Annotated in this window: 21 protein-coding genes and 2 tRNA genes; 3 read left to right on the top strand and 20 right to left on the bottom strand. The window is 44.8% G+C overall.

What is annotated here, in order from left to right:
• Positions 1-105: 105 nt before the first annotated feature.
• The 7 genes from ATB74_RS12230 to ubiT all read right to left on the bottom strand — a co-directional run bounded on the left by ATB74_RS12230 (position 106) and on the right by ubiT (position 4,905).
• Positions 106-936: a TatD family hydrolase gene (locus ATB74_RS12230; protein ID WP_061018714.1), complete on the bottom strand. Its 831-nt coding sequence runs from the start codon at positions 934-936 to the stop codon at positions 106-108.
• Positions 917-1,072, bottom strand: a complete 156-nt coding sequence (locus tag ATB74_RS24275) for a DUF5363 family protein (RefSeq protein WP_179946915.1) — start codon at positions 1,070-1,072, stop codon at positions 917-919. Before ATB74_RS24275 ends, ATB74_RS12230 begins: the two co-directional genes overlap by 20 nt.
• A gap of 105 nt (positions 1,073-1,177) precedes the next feature.
• Complete coding sequence (gene prfC, locus ATB74_RS12235; RefSeq protein WP_061018717.1) at positions 1,178-2,758, bottom strand: peptide chain release factor 3; 1,581 nt, start codon at positions 2,756-2,758, stop codon at positions 1,178-1,180.
• 126 nt (positions 2,759-2,884) lie between these two features.
• Positions 2,885-3,340, bottom strand: a complete 456-nt coding sequence (rimI, locus tag ATB74_RS12240; RefSeq protein ID WP_061018719.1) for a ribosomal protein S18-alanine N-acetyltransferase — start codon at positions 3,338-3,340, stop codon at positions 2,885-2,887.
• Positions 3,333-3,731, bottom strand: a complete 399-nt coding sequence (locus ATB74_RS12245) for a DNA polymerase III subunit psi (protein ID WP_061018721.1) — start codon at positions 3,729-3,731, stop codon at positions 3,333-3,335. Before ATB74_RS12245 ends, rimI begins: the two co-directional genes overlap by 8 nt.
• Before the next feature lie 159 nt (positions 3,732-3,890).
• On the bottom strand, positions 3,891-4,394 hold the full coding sequence (locus ATB74_RS12250) for a GNAT family N-acetyltransferase (RefSeq protein ID WP_017059241.1): 504 nt from the start codon (positions 4,392-4,394) through the stop codon (positions 3,891-3,893).
• The gene (gene ubiT, locus ATB74_RS12255; protein WP_061018723.1) at positions 4,378-4,905 is read right to left on the bottom strand and encodes a ubiquinone anaerobic biosynthesis accessory factor UbiT; all 528 of its coding nucleotides are present in this window, start codon (positions 4,903-4,905) and stop codon (positions 4,378-4,380) included. Before ubiT ends, ATB74_RS12250 begins: the two co-directional genes overlap by 17 nt.
• A 258-nt stretch (positions 4,906-5,163) precedes the next feature.
• Here ubiT and ATB74_RS12260 point away from each other — a divergent pair, with 258 nt between their 5' ends.
• The 3 genes from ATB74_RS12260 to ATB74_RS12270 all read left to right on the top strand — a co-directional run bounded on the left by ATB74_RS12260 (position 5,164) and on the right by ATB74_RS12270 (position 9,291).
• Positions 5,164-7,203 carry a sensor domain-containing protein gene (locus ATB74_RS12260; RefSeq protein WP_060982619.1) on the top strand — a complete coding sequence of 680 codons (2,040 nt, stop codon included), beginning with the start codon at positions 5,164-5,166 and terminating at the stop codon, positions 7,201-7,203.
• Between the two features lie 177 nt (positions 7,204-7,380).
• A complete protein-coding gene (gene ubiU, locus ATB74_RS12265; protein WP_061018725.1) occupies positions 7,381-8,394 on the top strand; it encodes a ubiquinone anaerobic biosynthesis protein UbiU in 1,014 nt (337 codons plus the stop codon).
• An 18-nt stretch (positions 8,395-8,412) separates the two neighbouring features.
• Positions 8,413-9,291: a U32 family peptidase gene (locus ATB74_RS12270; RefSeq protein ID WP_017059237.1), complete on the top strand. Its 879-nt coding sequence runs from the start codon at positions 8,413-8,415 to the stop codon at positions 9,289-9,291.
• Between the two features lie 85 nt (positions 9,292-9,376).
• On the opposite strand, the gene ATB74_RS12275 is transcribed toward ATB74_RS12270, so the two are convergent.
• The 13 genes from ATB74_RS12275 to secG form a co-directional block, all read right to left on the bottom strand.
• On the bottom strand, positions 9,377-10,714 hold the full coding sequence (locus ATB74_RS12275) for an MATE family efflux transporter (RefSeq protein ID WP_061018727.1): 1,338 nt from the start codon (positions 10,712-10,714) through the stop codon (positions 9,377-9,379).
• A gap of 89 nt (positions 10,715-10,803) precedes the next feature.
• Entirely contained in the window at positions 10,804-11,211 is a 408-nt protein-coding gene (locus tag ATB74_RS12280) for a MarR family winged helix-turn-helix transcriptional regulator (protein ID WP_061018728.1), read from the bottom strand.
• Between the two features lie 176 nt (positions 11,212-11,387).
• Entirely contained in the window at positions 11,388-12,311 is a 924-nt protein-coding gene (gene nlpI, locus ATB74_RS12285; protein WP_061018730.1) for a lipoprotein NlpI, read from the bottom strand.
• A 124-nt stretch (positions 12,312-12,435) separates the two neighbouring features.
• Entirely contained in the window at positions 12,436-14,556 is a 2,121-nt protein-coding gene (pnp, locus tag ATB74_RS12290; protein WP_060982624.1) for a polyribonucleotide nucleotidyltransferase, read from the bottom strand.
• A gap of 378 nt (positions 14,557-14,934) precedes the next feature.
• Entirely contained in the window at positions 14,935-15,204 is a 270-nt protein-coding gene (gene rpsO / locus ATB74_RS12295; RefSeq protein WP_010436144.1) for a 30S ribosomal protein S15, read from the bottom strand.
• Between the two features lie 217 nt (positions 15,205-15,421).
• Positions 15,422-16,375: a tRNA pseudouridine(55) synthase TruB gene (gene truB / locus ATB74_RS12300; RefSeq protein ID WP_017059233.1), complete on the bottom strand. Its 954-nt coding sequence runs from the start codon at positions 16,373-16,375 to the stop codon at positions 15,422-15,424.
• Complete coding sequence (gene rbfA, locus ATB74_RS12305) at positions 16,375-16,788, bottom strand: 30S ribosome-binding factor RbfA (RefSeq protein WP_017065964.1); 414 nt, start codon at positions 16,786-16,788, stop codon at positions 16,375-16,377. Before rbfA ends, truB begins: the two co-directional genes overlap by 1 nt.
• A gap of 134 nt (positions 16,789-16,922) precedes the next feature.
• On the bottom strand, positions 16,923-19,613 hold the full coding sequence (gene infB / locus ATB74_RS12310) for a translation initiation factor IF-2 (RefSeq protein WP_060982625.1): 2,691 nt from the start codon (positions 19,611-19,613) through the stop codon (positions 16,923-16,925).
• Positions 19,614-19,635: 22 nt separating this feature from the next.
• Positions 19,636-21,123 carry a transcription termination factor NusA gene (gene nusA, locus ATB74_RS12315; protein WP_017059230.1) on the bottom strand — a complete coding sequence of 496 codons (1,488 nt, stop codon included), beginning with the start codon at positions 21,121-21,123 and terminating at the stop codon, positions 19,636-19,638.
• 35 nt (positions 21,124-21,158) lie between these two features.
• Entirely contained in the window at positions 21,159-21,614 is a 456-nt protein-coding gene (gene rimP, locus ATB74_RS12320; protein ID WP_004738265.1) for a ribosome maturation factor RimP, read from the bottom strand.
• Between the two features lie 234 nt (positions 21,615-21,848).
• Positions 21,849-21,925 (bottom strand) — tRNA-Met (locus ATB74_RS12325).
• Positions 21,926-21,978: 53 nt separating this feature from the next.
• Positions 21,979-22,063 (bottom strand) — tRNA-Leu (locus ATB74_RS12330).
• A 16-nt stretch (positions 22,064-22,079) separates the two neighbouring features.
• Positions 22,080-22,412, bottom strand: a complete 333-nt coding sequence (gene secG / locus ATB74_RS12335) for a preprotein translocase subunit SecG (protein ID WP_017059392.1) — start codon at positions 22,410-22,412, stop codon at positions 22,080-22,082.
• Positions 22,413-22,593 lie beyond the last annotated feature (181 nt).

Raw genomic sequence — 22,593 nt, forward strand, 5'->3', positions numbered from 1 at the left:
GTCCTCACACTTTCGTACAAGATTCATGTACCATTCACACGCAAATGTGAGCCAAATCACAAGCCCAATGCAATTTACGCAAACGATAAACAAAAACCTTCGATTTTATTCACATATACCGAATGCGCGATGGCTATTTTGCCAAACTTGCGCTGCAATCGATTGCTTTGACTCTTTTCTAAGCAAAAAAAGTTCATTTAAGATCGTAACTAAATGTTTGGAATGATTAACATTTCCTTGGTTTCCATACATGGGCATATCCGGAGCATCGGTTTCCAATACCAAGTATTCGAGGGGCAATTTCGCGATGGTTGTGCGTGTTTTTTGCGCTCTTGGGTAAGTTATCGTCCCACCGACGCCAATATAGAAACCGAGCTTGATCCACGCTAAAGCTTGCTGTTCACTTCCCGAAAAGCCATGAATCACCCCACCCAAAGTAAACTTGTGCTGCTTTATTAACTCAATAATACGGTTGTAAGACTTCCTTTCATGGATGATCAAAGGCAGCTCAAACACCTTCGCTAGCTCCATTTGTTGGATGAAAAAGCGCTCTTGTTTCTCTCGTTCAACGTCCATAAAAAAGTCGAGTCCGCACTCACCTATCGCGACACATTGACGTCTTTTAGAAGAGAGTAATTGGCTAAGCTCTTCAAATTGCACCTCATCCGCTTGCTCTAAAAAGTAAGGATGGAAGCCTAGCGCGTAATAAACGTTGGGGGAGGATTGCGCAATTTTCTCAAGCTTATGCCAGTTATTTTGGCCAATAGAAGGGATGAGTATCTTCTCAACTTGTGCCTGTTGGGCTTCTTTAAGGTAGCCGTCAATGCTTTGATCAAGTGTAGTTCCCTGATCAATTACAATATGTTGCTCAAACGCCTCAAAATCCGCATGGCAATGAGTATCAAACAGCGGAAAGTCACTTATTTGCTGTGTCATCTTTTCCATTCTCTGCTTTCTGGTCTTGAAGATCACGACGATAAGGTACACAGCTACGCTTATTTTCAGGCGTTAAGCCAAGCTCTTCACACCACTTATCGTACCTTTTAATCCAAGCTTTTATCCAACCCAACATACTCATGCTCAAATCTCGGTCTCCATCCTCAGATAACACATATAAAAAAACGCCTACTGCAGAACAATAGACGTTTTTGTTTAACTCGAATAGAGCGCGGAGAAATTAGTGCTCGCGCGTCGCTCGGAACTGAACTTCAGGGAAACGTTCAGAAGCTAGGTTCAAGTTCACCATAGTTGGTGCGATGTAAGACAGGTTGTCACCGCCATCTAACGCTAGGTTAGATTGGTTCTTACGTTTGAATTCTTCTAGTTTCTTAGCGTCATCACATTCAACCCAGCGAGCTGTTGCAACGTTAACACCTTCGTAGATAGCTTCCACGTTGTATTCCGCTTTCAAGCGCGCTACTACCACGTCGAACTGAAGTACACCAACCGCACCAACGATCAAGTCGTTGTTCTGCATAGGACGGAATACTTGCACTGCGCCCTCTTCTGAAAGCTGAACCAAGCCTTTTAGAAGTTGCTTCTGCTTCAGTGGATCGCGCAGGCGAATACGACGGAACAGCTCAGGTGCGAAGTTAGGAATACCAGCGAACTTCAGGCTCTCACCTTGAGTAAAGGTATCACCAATCTGGATAGTACCGTGGTTATGTAGACCGATAATATCACCTGCGTATGCTTTTTCAGCACGTGCACGGTCACCCGCCATGAAGGTTACCGCATCAGAGATACTTACACTCTTACCCGTACGAACATGGTTCATCTTCATACCTTGGTTGTAAGTACCCGAAACGATACGCATGAATGCGATACGGTCACGGTGTTTAGGGTCCATATTTGCTTGGATCTTAAATACGAAACCAGAGAACTTCTCTTCTGTCGCTTCAACATCACGCTCGTTCGCTTGACGCGTTTGAGGTGCTGGAGCCCATTTCGTTAGACCATCAAGCATATGGTCAACACCAAAGTTACCTAATGCAGTACCGAAGTAAACCGGCGTTAGCTCACCCGCTAGGAACAAGTCGTGATCAAATTCTGGGCAAGCACCGATAACAAGCTCTAGCTCTTCACGTACGCTTTCCGCAAGATCAGCACCTACCGCTTCATCTAGCTCTGGGTTATCTAGACCTTTGATGATACGAACTTCTTGGATTTCGTGGCCGTGGCCAGATTCATACAAGATCGTTTCATCACGGTGAATGTGGTAAACACCTTTAAACTCTTTACCACACCCAATTGGCCATGAAATTGGAGCACAAGCCATACCTAGCTCGCTTTCTACTTCATCAAGCACTTCCATTGGATCACGAACATCACGGTCAAGTTTGTTCATAAACGTTACGATTGGCGTATCACGTAGACGCGTTACTTCCATGAGTTTACGAGTACGATCCTCGACACCTTTCGCAGCATCGATAACCATCAAACAAGAGTCAACCGCTGTTAGCGTACGGTACGTATCTTCCGAGAAATCTTCGTGTCCTGGAGTATCTAGTAGGTTTACTAGGCAATCATTGTATGGAAATTGCATTACCGACGTAGTTACCGAGATACCACGTTCTTTTTCCATCTCCATCCAGTCAGATTTAGCGTGCTGGTTAGAGCCACGGCCTTTTACGGTACCCGCTTTCTGAATCGCGTTTCCGAATAAAAGAACTTTTTCAGTAATCGTGGTTTTACCCGCATCCGGGTGAGAGATAATCGCAAACGTTCTACGTTTGCTCACTTCTTGTTGGAAAGACATAGTCGCCCTTTGCTGATCTAAAGCGTAAAAAGGGCAAGTAGATAATACTTGCCCTTGAATTCTGTGTGCGGATTATACAGAAAGCGTGTCACTTTCTAAAGGGTCAGTTTACACCCTATTTTATAGCTAACTAAAAGACATAAAAAGATAGCTCATAATGATGGCATCTTCGTTGCCTTGCTTGGTTGGATAATAGTTACGACGGCGATCAACTTCATTGAAGCCGACCTTTTCGTAAAGATTAAACGCATTCACATTACTTTCGCGAACTTCTAGCCAAGCACTTTCTGCGTCAGCTTGTTCACACATATCAAGGAAATGCTCAGTCAACGCTTTTCCATACCCTTTGCCTTGCTGGCTTGGGTCTACCGCGATATTAAGCAATGTGACTTCGCCAACGATGTTCTGGGCGAAGAAGTACCCGACCACTTGCCCATCGACTTCAAGAACATGGTGGCAAGCACCTCGGCTATCGAGATCGCGAATCATGGTTTCAGACCATGGATGAGAATGCGCGGTCTGCTCTATCTGCCAAATGGCGTCTAGGTGTTGTTGTGAAGTCGGTAAAAATTGATTAGTCATAAGCACAAATTTGTTGCCATAAGTCGCGGCGATGTTGGTTATTACCATTGATGTCAGACAGCAATGGAGATTGAAGCGTTTTTGCCTTCAGCTCTTGGCCAGACTCACACCCAGCAAACCATACCCATTCAAGATCACCGAGTTCGATATAAGTTAGGTGTTGAGGCTGAACGTGTAGTGCCTGAGATAAATCAAGCTTGATACTCTTGAGTACACGCTCAAACATCACAGCGAGATCTTCCTGAGGTTTTTCAGGCGAAACCAAAAGTAACTTGCAATCGCTCGCTAGCGGAGTCAGTTTAGATTCATAACCCGCCAAACATTCTGGGTGACTAAGCTCCCATTGGCTAATGCCCATCTCTTGCAGGTATTGTGCGTGTGTTTGTGACATATCTAGCGGTGTAACCTTAGGTTTATAGTGGGCGACTTATTAGAGCGAAGTTAAAAACGAGCTCATCAGAGTTGGGCTGATACTAACAAAAAATAAAGGAGCATCAAGCTCCTTTATTTAGACTAAATCAGTTTGCATCATATTGCGTGGGAAATGGGCTTATAAGTCGTTGAACTCAGGACTGTAAGCAATCTCACCAGAATGCCCTGCAAGCGCACCTTCAACTAACTCGATAGCTTGAAAGGCTCCCTCAGGCACATCCCAAGTGCAGCTCAAACCAAACTCACTCGCAGCCTTGAAACCAAAGCGGCCGTAATAGGCAGGATCACCAAGCACAACACAGGCTGGGTAACCAAAATCAACCAAAGTAGAGAAAGCGTCTTCAACCAGTGATTTAGCAATGCCTTGATTGCGGAACTCTTCTTTCACAGCAAGCGGTGCAAGCCCCTGCCAATTATGATCGTCACCTTTAAGCGTGATAGGGCTAAACATCAGGTGACCAACCACTTCGCCTTCGTCAGAACAAGCCACCAGCGATAGCGTTAAATGACTATTCTCACGCAAGCTCATAACCAAATTAGCTTCTGCATCTGTTTCAAAAACAGATTTCAATAAACGATCAATGACAAGTATATCTGCCGGTGCTTCAGTTCGAATAAGCATTCATTACCTCACTTTGTGTATCTGGGGATTGTACTCCCTTCTGCACAAAATCAGCTAATTGATTTAACAAAGTTTTCATAGGGCTCGGCAATAAGTCCAAATCTACGCTATCCATCAAGTTTTTGACTTCTAAACCGAGCTCGGTATCGCCTTCAATAGACAGTCTACGTTGGAAGAAAAGCGTATCTGGGTCTTCTTTACGCCCTGCAATCAACACAAGATCATTAAGATTCCCGCTAAAGCTTACATCTTCAGCCACCTCTTTATCAGCTACAACTAGTTGCTCATTTTTGTAGCTAATACACCAACTTAACCCCATATCTTTTATTGAGACTTTAAGCCACTTGTCTTCTAAAAATTCAAAGTCACCGTCCTCTAAAGCTTCCTTAAAGACATTCTTAAGCGCCTCCAACAAGGCTCTTTTTTGTACTGTTTTAGGCAATAACTGGACTGGAGATCGCAAAATTGATGCGGCATTTTGAACTAGTTGAGTGCGAATCTTGTTTATCACGTGACTTATCCGTAACTTTGTCAATAATATGGAATACATCATAGATGATGTTGAGATCTCAGTTACTGTTATGTATCAAATTAACTTCTGTTTGATGCTCGACCTTTAATATCCTGAAAATCACAGTTATAGTAACTCAGGTAATGAGAATTACAGCGGTTCGCTGCACTCACAGGTAAATATCGATAGCCACACAAAAAGTAATAAATATTTATCGATAGTGAATATTCAAGCTCTTGGAGAATTGGTAGTACTTTGATGCCTCCCCAGCAACTACAACATTGGTTTACCCAGCTAACTGCAAACAGTCCGTTCTTTTTTGCAGTACTTGATGCTCAACATAACTATTTTATGGTGAATGAGCGTTACTGCGATATTGCTGGTTTGAGTCAAACAGAGCTTGTAGGCATGAATGACCGTCAAACATTGGGCGAGCAATTCTACCAGCACCTTAAACCTTACTATGAGCGTGCATTCAATGGCGAGACGATTGAGGCCGAAGTCACCCTCAACGAAACCGATCTCGATACCAGCCTTCACTTCAGCCTGTCTCCGCTGACCAATGGCAACAAAACTGACTACATTGTCTTTCACGCCTTCGACACATCAGAAAACCAAGTACTCGTCCGTTCTTTAGAAGAATCTGAAGCAAAATTTCACAAACTATCTCACCTACTCCCAGACGGGTTACTGCTCGTTGAAAGTGACTACATCTTGTCATCCAACCCCGCTGCAGCGCGCTTGCTTGGCTTTAACTCCACCATAGAGTTAATTGGCGAAGAGTTGGGACGCCTATTTATCGATGAACAAACCAAAACAGTCTTCAATAATAACCTCAGCTCTATTATTTCTGAGTCTGGTTTGGTTTGCTTAACGGGTGCCCGATGTGGCTTTGAACGTAAGGTTCAGCTCAACATCGACTCTACCACCGTTCTTGGAAGTAACACTCAGTTGGTGCTTATTCAAGACGCACAAGAAACCGCAAAACAATATACATCGGCAAACAGTGAAGATGCCTACATCGATGCACTGACCAAGCTCTACAACCGAGTTGGATTTACTAAGCGTCTTGAGCAATTCATTCACAACGATACGCCGGTTGTAATGCTCTACTTAGACATTGATAATTTTAAGAATATCAATGACTCACTTGGTCATCACATCGGTGACAAAGTGATTAAAGAGGTCGCCTCACGCCTTAAACGCTTACTGCCTCGTAAAGCCGTGATTGGCCATTTAGGCGGTGATGAATTTGGTATTATCCTGCCAGAACCCGAACATCAGCGAACACCTGAAATGCTCGCTGAAAAGATCATTTCCCTGATCAATCAACCTTTCGATCTTCACCATTTTAGTAAGCGCTTAGCCTGCTCGATTGGTAGTGTGAGCTTTCCTCAAGATGGTACTGATGCTCGTATCTTGCTGCAAAATGCAGACACAGCAATGTATGAAGCCAAAGATCGTGGTCGCAATCGTCTAATCAAGTTCAACGAACAGATGAACAAAGAAGCGCGTATGCGACTGTGGCTGGAGATTGAACTACAAAAAGCGCTGCAACAGAATGGACTTGAGGTTTGGTATCAACCTAAGGTAAACGCACGAGATTTCACCATCAACGGCGCTGAAGCTCTAGTTCGTTGGAAACATCCTGTAGAGGGTTATATTAGTCCAGCGGCGTTCATCCCTGTAGCGGAACGAGCCGGCCTTATCGAACAACTTGGTCGTGTGGTTATGCGCGAAGTATTTGCTACGGTTAAGCGCTGGAAGATGCAGGGAATTCTCCCTGGTCGTGTAGCAATCAACCTTTCTCCTGAACAGTTTGGTAACCCTAAGCTGATTGATTACATGGAAAAGCTGCTGCGTTCGACAGAACTTGACCCAAGTGCGATTACATTTGAGCTGACGGAAAGCGCGGTGATGAGCGATAGTGAACACACACTTCAAATGCTTAACGCAATCAAGAAACTCGGCTTTGCGTTATCTATTGATGATTTCGGTACGGGTTACTCATCACTGTCTTACCTAGCTCGCTTCCCAATTGATGAGCTTAAGATAGACCGTGCTTTCATCTCTGATATCGATAAGCTACCAAAGCAAATTACTGTAATTGAAAACATCATCAACCTTGGTAAGTCTCTCGATTTAACCGTGGTAGCTGAAGGTGTAGAAACCAGTGAGCAAGCGACTCTACTGTCTAACCTCAATTGTAGTTCGATTCAAGGCTTTCACTTCTACCGCCCTCAACCAAAACAAGATGTCGAAGAGCTATTTGCCCAAAATCGTCGCCATAAGAACTAACTAGCCGATTCAAATATCTCACGTTCAAGCTAAGCCAACATGTAAAACGGTCACTCGTCAGTACCTCAAACGGAGTAAAAGCAGATTTATCCATCTAAACCTGCCTTACATCAATTCCGTCATTCATAATTCTTCATAAAATGCCCGCTTCAACTTAATTCTACTGGTAGTGAGCAAATGGAACTCTTATGCCCAGCGGGTAACTTACCTGCTTTGAAAACCGCCATTGATTGCGGTGCGGATGCTGTCTATATCGGATTCAAAGACGATACCAATGCCCGACACTTTGCAGGCCTAAACTTTGCGGGTAAAAAGCTCGATCGTGCTGTGCAGTATGTACATGACCACAACAAGAAAATTCATGTTGCTCTAAATACGTTTGCCCACCCAAATGGCTTCGACCGTTGGACCAATGCCGTAGACAACGCCGCTGCACTGGGTGTTGATGCGCTGATCATCGCAGACATCGCTGTGCTTGAGTACGCTGCAAACAAATATCCAGATCTAGAACTGCACCTATCGGTACAAGCATCTGCGACCAATGCGGCGGCTATCGACTTCTACCACAAAAACTTCAACGTTAAACGTGTCGTATTGCCGCGTGTGTTGTCGATTCATCAGGTCAAACAGCTTTCTCGTAATATCACTTCTGACGTTGACCTTGAAGTATTCGCTTTTGGTAGCTTGTGTATCATGGCAGAAGGCCGTTGCTACCTCTCTTCATACATGACGGGCGAATCACCAAACACAGTGGGCGCTTGTTCTCCTGCGAAATACGTTCGCTGGCAAGAAACAGAAACGGGCCTAGAGTCTCGCTTGAATGAGATCCTTATCGATAAGTACGTGGCAGGTGAGAACGCTGGCTACCCAACGCTGTGTAAAGGCCGCTTTGAAGCAGAGATCGACGGTGAACGTAAGCGCTATCACGCACTTGAAGAGCCAACCAGCCTCAACACACTATCCATGTTGCCTGAGCTTTTCGCTGCAAACGTTGCCTCAGTGAAGATTGAAGGTCGCCAACGCAGCCCTGCTTATGTCGAGCAAGTAACTCGTACTTGGCGAGCTGCTATCGATCGCTACTTAGCGAACCCAGAACAATACCAAGTTGAACAAGCTTGGAATGCGACACTGGCGAATGTATCTGAAGGTACACAAACCACGCTTGGCGCTTATCACCGTAAATGGCAATAGAGCCAAATGGAGAACTCAATGAAATACGCATTAGGCCCTCTACTTTATTTTTGGCCAAAACAAGACGTTGAAAGCTTCTATGAGCAAGCGAAATCAAGCTCTGCTGACATCATCTACCTAGGTGAAGCTGTATGTTCAAAGCGTCGAGAGATGAAAGCGAAACACTGGATGGACATTGCTAAAGAACTGTCTGCTTCCGGTAAACAAGTTGTACTCTCGACTATGGCATTGCTAGAAGCGCCAAGCGAAGTCAACATCATGAAGAAGTACATCGATAATGGTGACTTTGCGATCGAAGCCAATGATGTATCTGCAATTCAACTAGCTAGCGAAAGCAAAGTACCTTTCGTGGTTGGCCCTGCAGTAAACACATATAACGCACGCACACTGAACCTGTTCTTGAAACAAGGTATGACGCGTTGGTGTATGCCGGTTGAGCTTTCTCGCGAATGGCTAAGCAACGTAATGACACAGTGCGAAGAGCTGAACATCCGCAACAAATTCGAAGTAGAAGTATTTAGCCACGGCTATCTACCGCTTGCTTACTCGGCTCGCTGCTTTACAGCTCGCGCAGAAAACAAAGCTAAAGACGATTGCGAAACCTGCTGTATCAAGTACCCAACAGGGCTACAAGTAGAAAGCCAAGAAGGCCAATCAGTATTCAACCTTAATGGTATCCAGACACAATCAGGCTACTGCTACAACCTAGTCAATGATTTGCCAAACATGCACGACCTGGTTGATGTGGTTCGTTTAAGCCCTCTCGGTATCGATACCTTCTCTGAAATCAATAACTTCAGAGCAAACGAGCAAGGCCAAAAACCGATGAAGATTGAAAGCCGCCAATGTAATGGTTACTGGCATCAGCTTGCTGGTTTAGACGTTAAGAACATCTAGTTCTTCGCATTGGACTAACCAGCAACAGATACAAAAAAGGTCTAGCATTCGCTAGACCTTTTTAATTCGACTTAAGAAACACGACCTATGCCGTCGCTGTTTCCATCGGCGAGGCATCGAGCTTCTTTAGATCTTTGTAGAGCATTACCATCACCACCACACTTAGCGCGATGTTAGACAGTGGGTACGCAATCCAGATCCCCGGCACACCATACAACTTAGGCATAATGTACAAGAAAGGCAGTTGGATAAGCATATTACCTATCGTCACAAACATCGCTTTGCTGCCCTTGTTCACTGCTTGATAGTAAGCTCCTGCTACTACCAAGAAGCCATCCAGCGCCAGTGCAAACATGTGAAGTCGAATACCCAACACGGTGTACTCAACTAGCTGAGGTTCGTCTGAGTTAAATACTGATACAAACTCACGTGGGAACGCGTTCAGAAGTAACACGAACGCTATACCAATCAATACCGAACTCATCATCGCAATCTTAAGTAGCTTACGGATGTTCGCTTGGTTACGCGCGCCATGGTTGTAACTCACCAAAGGTTGCATACCGTTAGCGATACCTTCAGCTGTGAGATAATAAACCGTCACGATGTAGCCCAAAATCGCGTAAGCGCCAATCATCAACTGGTCGCCATATTGGGAGAACAACGCATTGTGCAGCGCCACCATCATCGAACCATAAGCGTACATAAAGAAGCTTGATGTACCAATGGCGAAGATTTGTGGAATCACATCGAGCTTCAGTCTCAACTCATTCCAACGTAAACGTAGGTTTGCTCGACGTGAGAAGAAGTAAGCCAAGCCGAGACCCGTTACCACAAACTGGGCAATCGCTGTTGCTAATGCCGCACCCATCAACTCCCAACCATATAGGGCGATAAACAGGTAATCGAGTACGATGTTAATTACCGCACCAACGATCATCAGTATGGTGGCGAGATTAGGACTGTCATCATTGCGCAGTAAAAACGGCATCGCGATCGAACCTAGCGTGAAGACACCTGCACCAATCAGAATGTGTAAGTATTGCAGACCAAGCTCATACACTCGCCCTTCAGCACCCTGCCAAAGCAAGAAGTTATCAGCAAACAAAAACAGCAATCCCGAAACAATAGGCGTGATCGCTAACAGCAAGGTTAAACCCGTTGCTAAGATCTGCTTAGCGCCTTGAGTATCTTTTTCACCTTGGCGAATCGAGACCAGCGCACCTGTGCCCACACCCACCAACATACCAATACCGAGAATCGAACCAATCACAGGCCACGCAACATTGATACCTGCAAGCCCATCAGCCCCCACATAGCGGCCAATGAAGATGCCATCCACCACTTGATACAGGCCATTAACCAACATGGCCGCCACGGTAGGGATTGTGTATCGCCAAAACTGGCGACTAATTGAGTTACTCATTTCTTACTCTACTTTCATTTGTGAGTCGCATATCAACAAGATATGACTCGAAAAATTAGTTAACAAAGCTAACTAAATATCTAAATTATTTACTTCAAAGCCTTATTTAATAATAGGTTTAGTTGTTGAGATTCTTGCTCAGACAAACGACTTTCCAGTACCTGTGCCATAACCTGATAGATCTTACTTTCTTCTTCCAAACCCACTTCTGCTTTATTGGTCAGTACTACTAGCTTAGATCTAGCATCTTCGAGCGAAGCTTTACGTTCAACAAGGCCCTTTCTCTCAAGCCTCTGAACCATTGTGGTCGCTGAAGGCTTGGTGACTTGCATCTCTATCGCAAGATCAGTTAATCGGATCGGTTCAGGAGAGGCTTGAATAACCTTCAAATAGTCATACTCATTGAAGCTCAATTGACAAATAGGCTCTTCATTTACCTGAGTTCGCCATATCTTAGAGGCGAAGCGCTCAATCTTTTCTAAATTCTGGTTCAGCATACTCATCCAATCAAAGAACAACATTTAGTTAGCAAGGCTAACTATTTTAGTATTGTTTAATTAAAAAGCAATCAAAAATGAGCCCCCCCCCCCCCCTGTTTATAAAAAAAGAGCATAAAAAAGAGCATAAAAAAACCGCTGACAGGCAGCGGCTTTTCGGAATCAAGATGTATAGCTTACTTAGCGTTAGCTTCTTCTTCGGCCTCTGCCAACTTAACTTGCGCTAAGTGCTCGGCTTTAAGCGTAGTGAAAATACGACTTAGCTCTAAGAAAGAGTAGCGGTGCTCTACATATTCATACACGTTGAAAGACACTGACAACTTGTATAAAGAGATCGCATTCGCGTAGTCACCATTCATGTGGTAACGCTTAGCAAGGTAAAAGTATGTCTCTGTTAGGCGCTGCGCAAGTAAAGTGTTATCACGAGTACCGGTCAAAATCGCCTTGAAAGCCTGCTCTTCAGTAATGTCATCAAGCATAATCGCGACTAATACCCAGCCCCACTGCTCATCACGGCTCTCGTAACGTTTTTGTAAATCAAGCTTAGCTTGCTCTGGCGTGAGCTCATGCTGAATGATGTACAACCATAGAGCACGAAACGGATCGCTCGGATCATCGGCGTAGTGCTTCATCATTTCTTCGTTAGCTAAGTCGTAACGCTCGCCATAATAAAGCGCGATAGAGCGGTTTCTTTCTGCGTAAGAGTTTGCAGGATCAAGCTCTAACGTAGAATCAAAAGATTCATAAGCCGCATCAAACTCCCCTACCTGCGTAAAGTAAACACCCAAAAGGTTGAAGATATCAGGTTGAGCAGGATTCAATGAAAGAGATTGGTTGAAGTCGAGACGCGCTAGATCACGCAGACCAACACTGTCGTAGTAATTACCACGTTCAAACAGCATCTTAGCTCGAACTTCATCGTTCAAATCTGGGCGCTGTAATAACTGACTAAGACGTGCAATTTGAACTTCTTGCTGAACGCTTGGTTGCAGTGGCACAGCCATCGGTGGATAAACCCAACGTGAGGTGTTATCTGATGTTGTCGCACAACCTGTTAGTACAAGCAGTAAACACATACTCGCGGTTTGAAACCATTTCACAAATAATTACTCCTGTTATGACCGCAATAAAAAAGGGGAGCGATATGCTCCCCTTTATAACATGCTTTGTTGACGATGGGTTAGAAATCACTAAAAAGCGATATCACCATCGACACACTGAGAATTACTCAGCAGCAGGTGCTTCGCCTTCAGCTGGCGTTTCAACTGCTTCTTTCATGCTTAGACGTACACGGCCTTGACGGTCAATTTCAAGAACCTTAACAGGAACTTCTTGACCTTCAGTTAGGTAGTCAGACACTTTCTCAACGCGCTTGTCAGCGATTTGAGAGATGTGTACTAGACCATCTTTACCTGGAAGGATAGTAACGAATGCACCGAAGTCAGCTAGACGAGCAACTTTACCTTGGTAAATGCGGCCAACTTCAACTTCAGCTGTGATCTCTTCGATACGACGGATAGCTTCTTTAGCAGCTGCGCCTTCAGTAGCAGCAATCTTGATTGTGCCATCGTCTTCGATTTCGATTGTAGTACCCGTTTCTTCACAAAGAGCACGGATAACTGCGCCGCCTTTACCGATAACATCTTTGATCTTATCAGAGCTGATTTTCATTGTGTGGATACGTGGAGCGAATTCAGAGATATCTTCACGAGCACCAGAGATAGCTTCATCCATTACAGAAAGGATATGCTTACGTGCACCTTGCGCTTGGTTAAGTGCAATTTGCATGATCTCTTTAGTGATACCTTCGATCTTGATGTCCATTTGAAGTGCAGTGATACCAGCGTTAGTACCTGCTACTTTAAAGTCCATGTCACCTAGGTGATCTTCGTCGCCAAGGATGTCAGAAAGAACAACGAAATCGTCGCCTTCTTTAACAAGACCCATTGCGATACCCGCAACAGAAGCTTTGATTGGAACACCAGCATCCATAAGTGCTAGAGATGTACCACATACAGAAGCCATTGAAGAAGAACCGTTAGATTCAGTGATTTCCGATACAACACGAACTGTGTATGGGAATTCTTCAACAGAAGGCATTACTGCTTGGATACCACGTTTAGCTAGCTTACCGTGACCAATTTCACGACGCTTAGGAGAACCAACGAAACCAGTTTCACCTACACAGTATGGAGGGAAGTTGTAGTGTAGAAGGAAGTTGTCTTTCTTCTCACCCATTAGGCTGTCGATGATTTGAGCGTCACGTTGTGTACCTAGCGTTGCAGTAACAAGCGCTTGAGTTTCACCACGTGTAAATAGAGAAGAACCGTGTGTACGAGGAAGAACACCAGTACGTACGTCTAGCGCACGAACCATGTCTTTTTCACGACCGTCGATACGTGGGTTGCCAGCAATGATGCGGCTACGTACTACGTTTTTCTCTAGAGAACCAAGCATGCCGCGGATTTCGCGCTCATCTAGGTTTTCGTCTTGTGCGATTAGCGCTTCAACAACGTCGTTCTTGATTGCGCCAACTTGCTCGTAACGAGCCATTTTCTCTGTGATCTGGTACGCGTCAGATAGACGAGTTTCAGCAAGTTCAGCAACTTGAGCTTTAAGCTCAGTGTTAACTGCTGGCGCTTCCCAGTTCCAAGCTGGAGTTGCAACTTCAGCAGCAAACTCGTTGATTGCTTTGATTACAACTTGTTGTTGGTCGTGACCATAAACAACAGCTGAAAGCATTTCTTCTTCAGATAGGTTATCTGCTTCAGATTCAACCATTAGTACTGCGCCTTCTGTACCAGACACAACTAGGTCTAGTTTAGAGTTTTCAAGCTCAGTATTTGATGGGTTAAGAACAAGTTCGCCGTCGATGTGACCAACACGTGCAGCACCGATAGGGCCATTGAATGGAGCACCAGAGATAGCAAGTGCAGCAGACGTTGCGATCATAGTGATCATGTCTGGGTTTACGTCAGGGTTGATAGAAACAACCGTAGCGATAACTTGAACTTCGTTTTTAAACGCACTTGGGAAAAGTGGACGAATTGGACGGTCAATCAGACGAGCTGTTAATGTTTCGCCTTCAGATGGACGACCTTCACGCTTGAAGAAACCACCAGGGATTTTACCCGCAGCGTATGTACGCTCTTGGTAGTTAACTGTTAGAGGGAAGAAGTCTTGACCTGCAACAGCTTCTTTCTTAGCAACAACAGAAACGAATACTGATGTATCGTCCATAGTCGCCATTACAGCAGCGGTAGCTTGACGTGCAATTACGCCCGTTTCTAGAGTAACAGTGTGGTTACCGTACTGGAACGATTTTACAACTGGTTTTTCAAACATTGTATATCCTTAGCTCTAAAGTCAGACTTTAGATTAAGTGAATAATGACTCAAGACATTACCAATCGCGACTAGTGAAAAGGGACTTAGGATGGTGACTCTTTGTATGAGTTCATACGCCGAATTAAGACCAAATCCGCCTTTGAATAGTCGCGACCTATTGGCCGACATCTGTGACTGTAATCTCTTGAGAGGTTGATTGCCAAACGCTGAAAACGCTATAGGCGGGCGTAGTATAAACTATTTTTATTAGGAGATATATTTCCTATCAGAAAAAGCCAGATGATATTCTGAGCATCCGGCCTAGCATTTTCTTACAGGCACAAAAAAAGGAGCATAAATGCTCCTTTTCTTCAAACTGTCTTTGCAGACATCGCTATTAGCGACGTAGGCCTAGACGCTTGATTAGGTCTTGGTAACGAGCAAGGTTTTTGCCTTTCAAGTAATCAAGAAGCTTACGACGGCTAGAAACCATACGTAGTAGACCACGACGGCTGTGGTGATCGTGTTTGTGCGCTTTGAAGTGACCTTGTAGGTGGTTGATAGAAGCAGTAAGTAGTGCTACTTGTACTTCTGGTGAACCTGTGTCGCCTTCAGATTGTGCGTATTCTGCAACGATTGCTGCTTTAGTTTCTGCATTCAGAGACATAATTCTCTCCTGATAAGAGTAAGTTTATATTTGTAGCAGCCAATCTCTGATTCAGCCGCTACGCGAGCCGAGGATTATAGGGAAGTTTGTCAGTTGGTGCAATAACAATCGAACCCATTAAAAACGAAAAAAGCGAACCACCTATATTAGGCGTTCGCTTTCTGTCTTATTTGCTCGCTTTTCAAACGAACCGCTAAGGTTTGATTCGATGTCAGCGCTACGCTTGTGGTTCTTCATCTCTGAAAACAACCAAACGCTTCGGTGCAACTCGGCCATCTTCAGCAATCTGAGCAACGCCGACAAACAGCTTCTCTTCGCCACTTGTCATACGAACCGTACCTTCAGTTGGCGCACCAGCAACTTGAACTGGCATACCGTGCTGAACTAGGTCAGTCAGTTCAGCGTTCAGGTTTACTTCTGGTAAATCTTCAACGGCAGTGTCCATTGGCATCAACAGTGGATCAAGCAGCTCTTTCGGTGCAATCTCTTGCGCCTGTGCTTGCTCTAGGATCTCGTTTAACTGCTCCAAAGTCACCATACGCTCGTATGGATACTTCGCTACACCTGTACGACGAAGCATTGTCACGTGAGCACCACAACCTAGCATTTCACCAAGATCGTCGGTAATTGTACGGATGTAAGTACCTTTCGAACAATGCACTTCCATTTCAACTTCATCACCTTCAAAGCGAAGCAGTTCAATAGAGTACACAGTGATCTTACGAGACTCGCGAGGAACCTCGATACCTGCACGTGCGTATTCGTACAAAGGCTTACCTTGATACTTCAATGCCGAAAACATTGATGGTATCTGATCGGTTTCACCCTTGAAGCTCGCAATGCAACGCTCAAGTTGTTCTTGCGTCACGTTAACATCACGAGTCTCTACCACTTCACCATCAGAATCGGAAGTATTGGTACGCTCACCAAGCTTAGCGATAACGACGTAGCGCTTATCAGAATCTAGAAGAAACTGAGAGAACTTCGTTGCTTCACCAAGACAAATTGGCAGCATGCCAGTCGCAAGAGGATCCAGAGCACCTGTGTGCCCAGCCTTCTCTGCAAAGTAAATACGCTTTACTTTTTGCAGTGCATCATTAGACGAAATGCCTGTCGGCTTATCTAATAGAATTACCCCGTTGATAGGGCGACCTTTACGACGGCGAGCCATTACTCTTCGCCCTTAGACTGAGTTTCGTCAGTGCGGCCAGCTTCTTCTTGCTTACGCTTGTCGTCATTAAGAACTTCACTTACTAGGTTAGACATACGCATGCCTTCGACTAGTGTGTTGTCATAAGTAAAACGAACTTCAGGCGTTAGGCGGTGGCGAATACGCTTACCAAGAGCCATACGAACTGGCACTTCATGCTCTTTAAGAGCTTTAAGACATGATTCAGGTGTTTGCTCACCAACACATAGGAAAGTCACGAACACTTTTGCGTAAGCAAGGTCACGAGACACTTCTACGTCTGAGATAGTTACCATACCAATACGTGAGTCACGAACTTCACGTTGGAGGATAAGAGCAAGTTCTTTTTGAAGCTGCTGAGACACACGTTGTGTGCGGCTAAATTCTTTTGACATTTTCTTTTCTCACTTAGAAAGATGGGGGGCTTGGTAATTACCAGCCCCCCATGGTGTATTCAACAACCGATTACTTATTACCTTTATTAGTAATGTTAGTAACCTTAGTCAATATGTCGAGTCGTACAGACTGATTAGTCTAGAGTACGTTTAACCTCAACGATTTCGAATACTTCGATCTGGTCACCAACGCGAACGTCGTTGTAGTTCTTAACGCCGACACCACACTCGTAACCGTTCTTAACTTCTTGAACGTCATCTTTAAAGCGACGAAGTGACTCTAGTTCACCTTCGTAGATAACAACGTTTTCACGAAGTACACGGATTGGGTTGCTACGCTTAATCGTACCTTCAGTAACGATACAACCAGCGATTGCACCAAGTTTAGGCGACTTAAATACGTCACGAACTTGTGCAAGACCAATGATCTCTTGACGGAATTCAGGAGCAAGCATACCGCCCATCGCCTGTTTAACTTCGTCAATCAGTTGGTAAATGATTGAGTAGTAACGCAGATCTAGGTTTTCGTTCTGAACCGTATTACGCGCAGTTGCGTCTGCACGAACGTTGAAACCAAGGATGATAGCGTTAGAAGCTGCTGCAAGAGTTGCATCAGTTTCAGTAATACCACCAACACCAGAACCTACGATGTTCACTTTAACTTCGTCAGTTGACAGCTTCAGTAGAGAGTCAGCAATTGCTTCTACAGAACCTTGAACGTCAGCTTTAAGTACAACGTTAAGTTCAGCAACTTCACCAGCCGTCATGTTCGCGAACATGTTCTCTAGTTTCGCTTTTTGTTGGCGAGCTAGTTTAACATCACGGAATTTACCTTGACGGTAGTTCGCAACTTCACGTGCTTTACGCTCATCACGTACAACAGTCGCTTCGTCACCTGACGCAGGTACGCCAGAAAGACCTAGAATTTCTACAGGGATAGATGGACCTGCAGTTTCGATGTCTCTGCCGTTCTCATCGCGCATTGCACGAACACGGCCGTACTCTTGACCACAAAGAACGATATCGCCTTTGTTTAGAGTACCAGACTGTACTAGTACTGTTGCAACTGGACCGCGACCTTTATCAAGACGAGATTCAACAACAACACCAGACGCCATGCCTTCTTTAACCGCTGTAAGCTCAAGAACTTCAGACTGAAGAAGGATTGCTTCTAGAAGACCATCGATGTTTGTACCCTGTTTTGCAGAGATGTGAACGAAGATGTTCTCGCCGCCCCATTCTTCAGGGATAACGTCGTATTGAGCTAGCTCATTCTTAACGTTGTCTGGGTTTGCACCCTCTTTATCGATCTTGTTCACAGCAACAATCAGAGGAACGCCTGCCGCTTTCGCGTGCTGGATTGCTTCGATTGTTTGTGGCATTACGCCATCATCTGCTGCAACTACTAGTACAACGATATCTGTCGCTTGAGCACCACGAGCACGCATAGCGGTAAACGCCGCGTGTCCAGGAGTATCAAGGAAAGTGATCATGCCGTTGTCAGTATCTACGTGGTAAGCACCAATGTGCTGCGTGATACCGCCAGCTTCGCCAGAAGCAACGTGTGCTTTACGAATGTAATCAAGTGTTGAAGTTTTACCGTGGTCAACGTGACCCATGATAGTAACAACAGGAGCACGACCTTCAGCGATAGCATCGCTATCACGGTCAGCTAGTACTGCTTCTTCAAGTTCGTTTTCTTTACGTAGGATTACCTTGTGACCCATTTCTTCAGCAACAAGTTGTGCTGTTTCTTGGTCGATCACTTGGTTGATAGTCGCCATAGCGCCCATCTTCATCATTACTTTGATAACTTCAGTTGCTTTAACTGACATTTTGCTAGCCAGTTCAGAAACAACGATAGTTTCGCCGATAGCAACGTCAGATTTAGCAACAGTCGCTGACTTATCGAAGCCTTGCTGCATTGAAGTTGGTTTAGCAAGCTTACCTTTACCGCCACGACCACGTTGGTTACGACCACCACGGTTGTTTGCAGGTTGGTTAGCAGGAGCTGCTTTCTTCTTGCGACGACGAGGTGCTTTCTCATCTTTCTTATCTGCCGCATCTTCAGCTTCACGAGCGTAAGTAGAAGTAGTCACATGGTAATCCGCAGATTTCTCTTGCTCTTTCTTCTTCTTCTCTTCTTCAGACCAACGTTCTTGGTTCTCTTCTGCTAACTTACGAGCTTCTTCAACAAGCTTAGCTGCTTCAGCTTCTGCTTTACGAGTTGCTTCTTGCTCTTGACGAGCTTTAAGTTCATCCGCTTCTTTTTTCGCTTGTGCGTTAGCGTCTGCATTTTTTGAATTCATGTCTTTTTTAGCCTTTTCAGCTTGTGCGCGTTGAGCCTTCTCTTCAGCTTCACGTTTTGCATCCGCTTCACGTGTTACTTTTTCTTCGGCTTCGCGCTGTGCTTTCTCTGCAGCATCACGTTTCGCTTGCTCTTCAGCATCGCGTTGTGCTTTCTCTTCCGCTTCACGATTAGCTACTTCCTCAGCTTCACGTTTCGCTTCATCTTCAATAGTGCTGCGCTTCACGTAAGTACGCTTTTTACGTACCTCTACTTGAACATCCTTACTCTTACCGCCTCCAGCGGCAACACTTAGCGTGCTGCGGGTCTTGCGTTGAAGAGTTAAACGAGTCGGTTCTGTTTCACCAGAAGTATCGCCGTGCTCCTTTTTAAGGTGCGTTAGCAATGTTTGCTTCTCTGAATCAGTCACTTGATCCGACCCTGATTTCTTCATGCCTGCATCAGCAAGTTGTTCAATTAAGCGGTCAACTGGCGTACCAATCTCTTCACTCAGTGCTTTAACTGTTAATTGTGTCATACCGCTTTCTCTCCTTGCTGAATTATTCTTCGTCGCCGAACCAACAGATGTTACGCGCAGCCATAATTAGCTCGCCTGCACGCTCTGCAGTTAGGTCTTCGATGCCTTCTAGTTCATCAACGCCTTGGTCAGCTAGGTCTTCCAATGTCGCAACGCCTTTTGCTGCTAGCTTGTAAGCCATTTCACGCTCAAGACCTTCAAGTGCAAGTAAGTCTTCAGCAGGCTCAACACCGTCGAAAGTTTCTTCTTTCGCTAGCGCTAGAGTAGTCAGTGCGTCTTTTGCGCGGTTACGTAGTTCTTCAACGATACCTTCGTCTAGACCGTCGACTTCAAGAAGCTCGTTTACAGGAACGTATGCTACTTCTTCAAGTGTAGAGAAGCCTTCTTCAACAAGCATTTGAGCAAAGTCTTCTTCAATGTCTAGGTGCTTCATGAAGTTTTCAATAGAAGCTACAGCTTCTTCTTGGTGCTTCTTCTCTAGATCAGCAACAGTCATTACGTTCAGTTCCCAACCAGTCAGTTGAGAAGCTAGACGTACGTTTTGACCGCTACGGCCAATTGCTTGTGCTAGGTTATCCGCTTCAACAGCGATATCCATAGAGTGTGCGTCTTCATCAACGATGATTGAAGCAACATCAGCAGGAGCCATTGCGTTGATTACGAATTGAGCCGGGTTATCGTCCCAAAGAACGATATCAATACGCTCACCGCCAAGATCGTTAGAAACAGCTTGTACACGTGCGCCACGCATACCAACACACGCACCAACAGGGTCGATACGTTTGTCGTTTGTTTTCACAGCGATTTTAGCACGAGAACCAGCATCACGTGCAGCACCTTTAAGTTCAATTAGCTCTTCGCCAATCTCAGGTACTTCAACACGGAATAGCTCAGCTAGCATTTCTGGCTTCGAACGAGTAACGAAAAGCTGGAAACCGCGAGCTTCTGGTTTAACTGCGTAAAGAAGACCACGAACACGGTCACCTGGACGGAAGTTTTCACGAGGAAGTTGGTCATCACGAAGGATTACCGCTTCAGCGTTGTTACCTAGGTCTAGGATAATAGTGTCACGGTTAACTTTCTTAACTGCACCAGTTACTAGCTCGCCTTCGTTATCGATAAACTGTTCAACGATTTGAGCGCGTTCAGCTTCACGTACTTTCTGTACGATAACTTGCTTAGCCGTTTGAGTCGTAATACGGTCAAACGTTACTGATTCGATGTCATCTTCAATGAAACCGCCAAGTTCGATCTCTGGATCATCGTACTTTGCAGCTTCAATAGAGATTTCTTTTGTTGGGAATTCAACTTCCTCAACAGCTTCCCAACGACGGAAAGTTTCGAAATCACCCGTTTTACGGTCGATTTCAACACGAACTTCAATTTCTAGTTCACTTTTCTTTTTTGTTGCCGTTGCAAGCGCGATTTCAAGCGCTTCAAAAATACGCTCACGAGGAACTGCTTTCTCATTAGAAACAGCTTCTACTACCGCCAAAATTTCTTTGTTCATTAATCTAGCCTCTTAAGCTCTTCTCTCTAGGAGAACTAAAATTTAGGGATCAGGTTAGCTTTCGCAATATTGCTCAGGACGAATTCTTCTTCTTGTCCTTCAACCAATACTTTCACTGTCTCGCCTTCGATAGATTGGATATCACCTTTCCATTTACGACGGTTGCCGACAGCCATTTTCAAAACGATGCTTACCTCGTGACCAATAAATTGTTGGTAATGCTCTGCTTTGAACAGTGGTCTCTCTAAACCTGGTGAAGACACTTCAAGGTTATAAGCCACTGAAATTGGATCTTCAACGTCCATTACGGCACTTACTTGGTGGCTAACTTCAGCGCAATCATCTACATTGATACCATTCGGTGAATCGATGTAAATACGTAGCGTTGAGTGCTCACCAGCACGAATAAATTCTAATCCAACTAACTCATAACCTGATGCTGCTACTGGAGCGTCAAGCATTTCAGTAAGTTGTCTTTCTAAACCAGTCATTTAACCACTCCAGAAACAAAAAAAGGGCTCAAAGCCCAATTTAAATTCCAAGCAAACATTATCTAAACGCATTTATAAATGCTTAGATAACAAAAAACCCCGTATAAGCCGGGGTTTTTGTTGCTGGACCCTTATATGTTAAGTGCCATCACATTCGATATCACACTTAACTCACAGTGAGGTTCACACTGTGCAAACTTGCTACCAATACAAGCTATATAATAGCATTGAAATTGGTTGCGGGAGCCGGATTTGAACCGACGACCTTCGGGTTATGAGCCCGACGAGCTACCAAACTGCTCCATCCCGCGTCCGACTTGTGAGCATTATACGCCCAACAAGATGTTTTACAAGTTTGTAAACATGGTGCCGAGAGAGGGACTCGAACCCTCACACCCTAAGGCACTAGCACCTCATGCTAGCGTGTCTACCAATTTCACCATCTCGGCATCAAATCTTTACAGATTATTGTGGAATTTCGTCGCCTTGCGCCGGAACTTCACTCACTGCATCATCAGCTTGTTGAATTACCTGACCTTGAGTCGGGTCAATCCATTGTGACTCAGTTTTATGTGTAGACATATTACCAAGCACTAAGCTAAGGATAAAAAATGTAGTTGCAAAAATTGCAGTCATTCGGGTAAGGAAATTTCCTGAGCCACCAGCACCAAACACAGTGTTTGAAGCGCCAGCACCGAAAGAGGCTCCCATATCTGCGCCTTTACCTTGTTGAATCAACACTAGGCCAATTACACCAAGCGCTGCCAACAGGTAAATCACAAGTAGAACTGTAAACATTTTTCCACCTATGTTCCTAATTGTTGAGCCAGCGCCGTTCAAAAAACTATTTTTAAGAACAAGGCTAGCGACCTCCTAACTGAAGGCCGAGCAATACTAGCGAATGCGACGATGGCTGACAAGGAGAATTTGCTAAAAAATAAGCCTTTACCAAGTGAATGGTCAAAAAAAGGTCAAAAGC

This window comes from Vibrio splendidus (assembly GCF_001557875.1).
GTDB classification, from domain to species: Bacteria; Pseudomonadota; Gammaproteobacteria; order Enterobacterales; family Vibrionaceae; genus Vibrio; species Vibrio splendidus_F.

What these genes read in the sequence shown, in the direction of transcription:
- rbfA (WP_017065964.1), bottom strand. Translation starts at nt 16,788, where the DNA reads ATGTCAAAAGAATTTAGCCGCACACAACGTGTGTCTCAGCAGCTTCAA.
- truB (WP_017059233.1), bottom strand. Translation starts at nt 16,375, where the DNA reads ATGGCTCGCCGTCGTAAAGGTCGCCCTATCAACGGGGTAATTCTATTA.
- pnp (WP_060982624.1), bottom strand. Translation starts at nt 14,556, where the DNA reads ATGTTTGAAAAACCAGTTGTAAAATCGTTCCAGTACGGTAACCACACT.
- secG (WP_017059392.1), bottom strand. Translation starts at nt 22,412, where the DNA reads ATGTTTACAGTTCTACTTGTGATTTACCTGTTGGCAGCGCTTGGTGTA.
- ATB74_RS12260 (WP_060982619.1), top strand. Translation starts at nt 5,164, where the DNA reads ATGCCTCCCCAGCAACTACAACATTGGTTTACCCAGCTAACTGCAAAC.
- rimI (WP_061018719.1), bottom strand. Translation starts at nt 3,340, where the DNA reads ATGACTAATCAATTTTTACCGACTTCACAACAACACCTAGACGCCATT.
- nusA (WP_017059230.1), bottom strand. Translation starts at nt 21,123, where the DNA reads ATGAACAAAGAAATTTTGGCGGTAGTAGAAGCTGTTTCTAATGAGAAA.
- ubiU (WP_061018725.1), top strand. Translation starts at nt 7,381, where the DNA reads ATGGAACTCTTATGCCCAGCGGGTAACTTACCTGCTTTGAAAACCGCC.
- ATB74_RS24275 (WP_179946915.1), bottom strand. Translation starts at nt 1,072, where the DNA reads ATGTTGGGTTGGATAAAAGCTTGGATTAAAAGGTACGATAAGTGGTGT.
- rimP (WP_004738265.1), bottom strand. Translation starts at nt 21,614, where the DNA reads ATGACTGGTTTAGAAAGACAACTTACTGAAATGCTTGACGCTCCAGTA.
- ATB74_RS12275 (WP_061018727.1), bottom strand. Translation starts at nt 10,714, where the DNA reads ATGAGTAACTCAATTAGTCGCCAGTTTTGGCGATACACAATCCCTACC.
- prfC (WP_061018717.1), bottom strand. Translation starts at nt 2,758, where the DNA reads ATGTCTTTCCAACAAGAAGTGAGCAAACGTAGAACGTTTGCGATTATC.
- ATB74_RS12270 (WP_017059237.1), top strand. Translation starts at nt 8,413, where the DNA reads ATGAAATACGCATTAGGCCCTCTACTTTATTTTTGGCCAAAACAAGAC.
- ATB74_RS12245 (WP_061018721.1), bottom strand. Translation starts at nt 3,731, where the DNA reads ATGTCACAAACACACGCACAATACCTGCAAGAGATGGGCATTAGCCAA.
- rpsO (WP_010436144.1), bottom strand. Translation starts at nt 15,204, where the DNA reads ATGTCTCTGAATGCAGAAACTAAAGCAGCAATCGTTGCAGAATACGCA.
- ATB74_RS12230 (WP_061018714.1), bottom strand. Translation starts at nt 936, where the DNA reads ATGACACAGCAAATAAGTGACTTTCCGCTGTTTGATACTCATTGCCAT.
- ATB74_RS12280 (WP_061018728.1), bottom strand. Translation starts at nt 11,211, where the DNA reads ATGCTGAACCAGAATTTAGAAAAGATTGAGCGCTTCGCCTCTAAGATA.
- infB (WP_060982625.1), bottom strand. Translation starts at nt 19,613, where the DNA reads ATGACACAATTAACAGTTAAAGCACTGAGTGAAGAGATTGGTACGCCA.
- ATB74_RS12250 (WP_017059241.1), bottom strand. Translation starts at nt 4,394, where the DNA reads ATGCTTATTCGAACTGAAGCACCGGCAGATATACTTGTCATTGATCGT.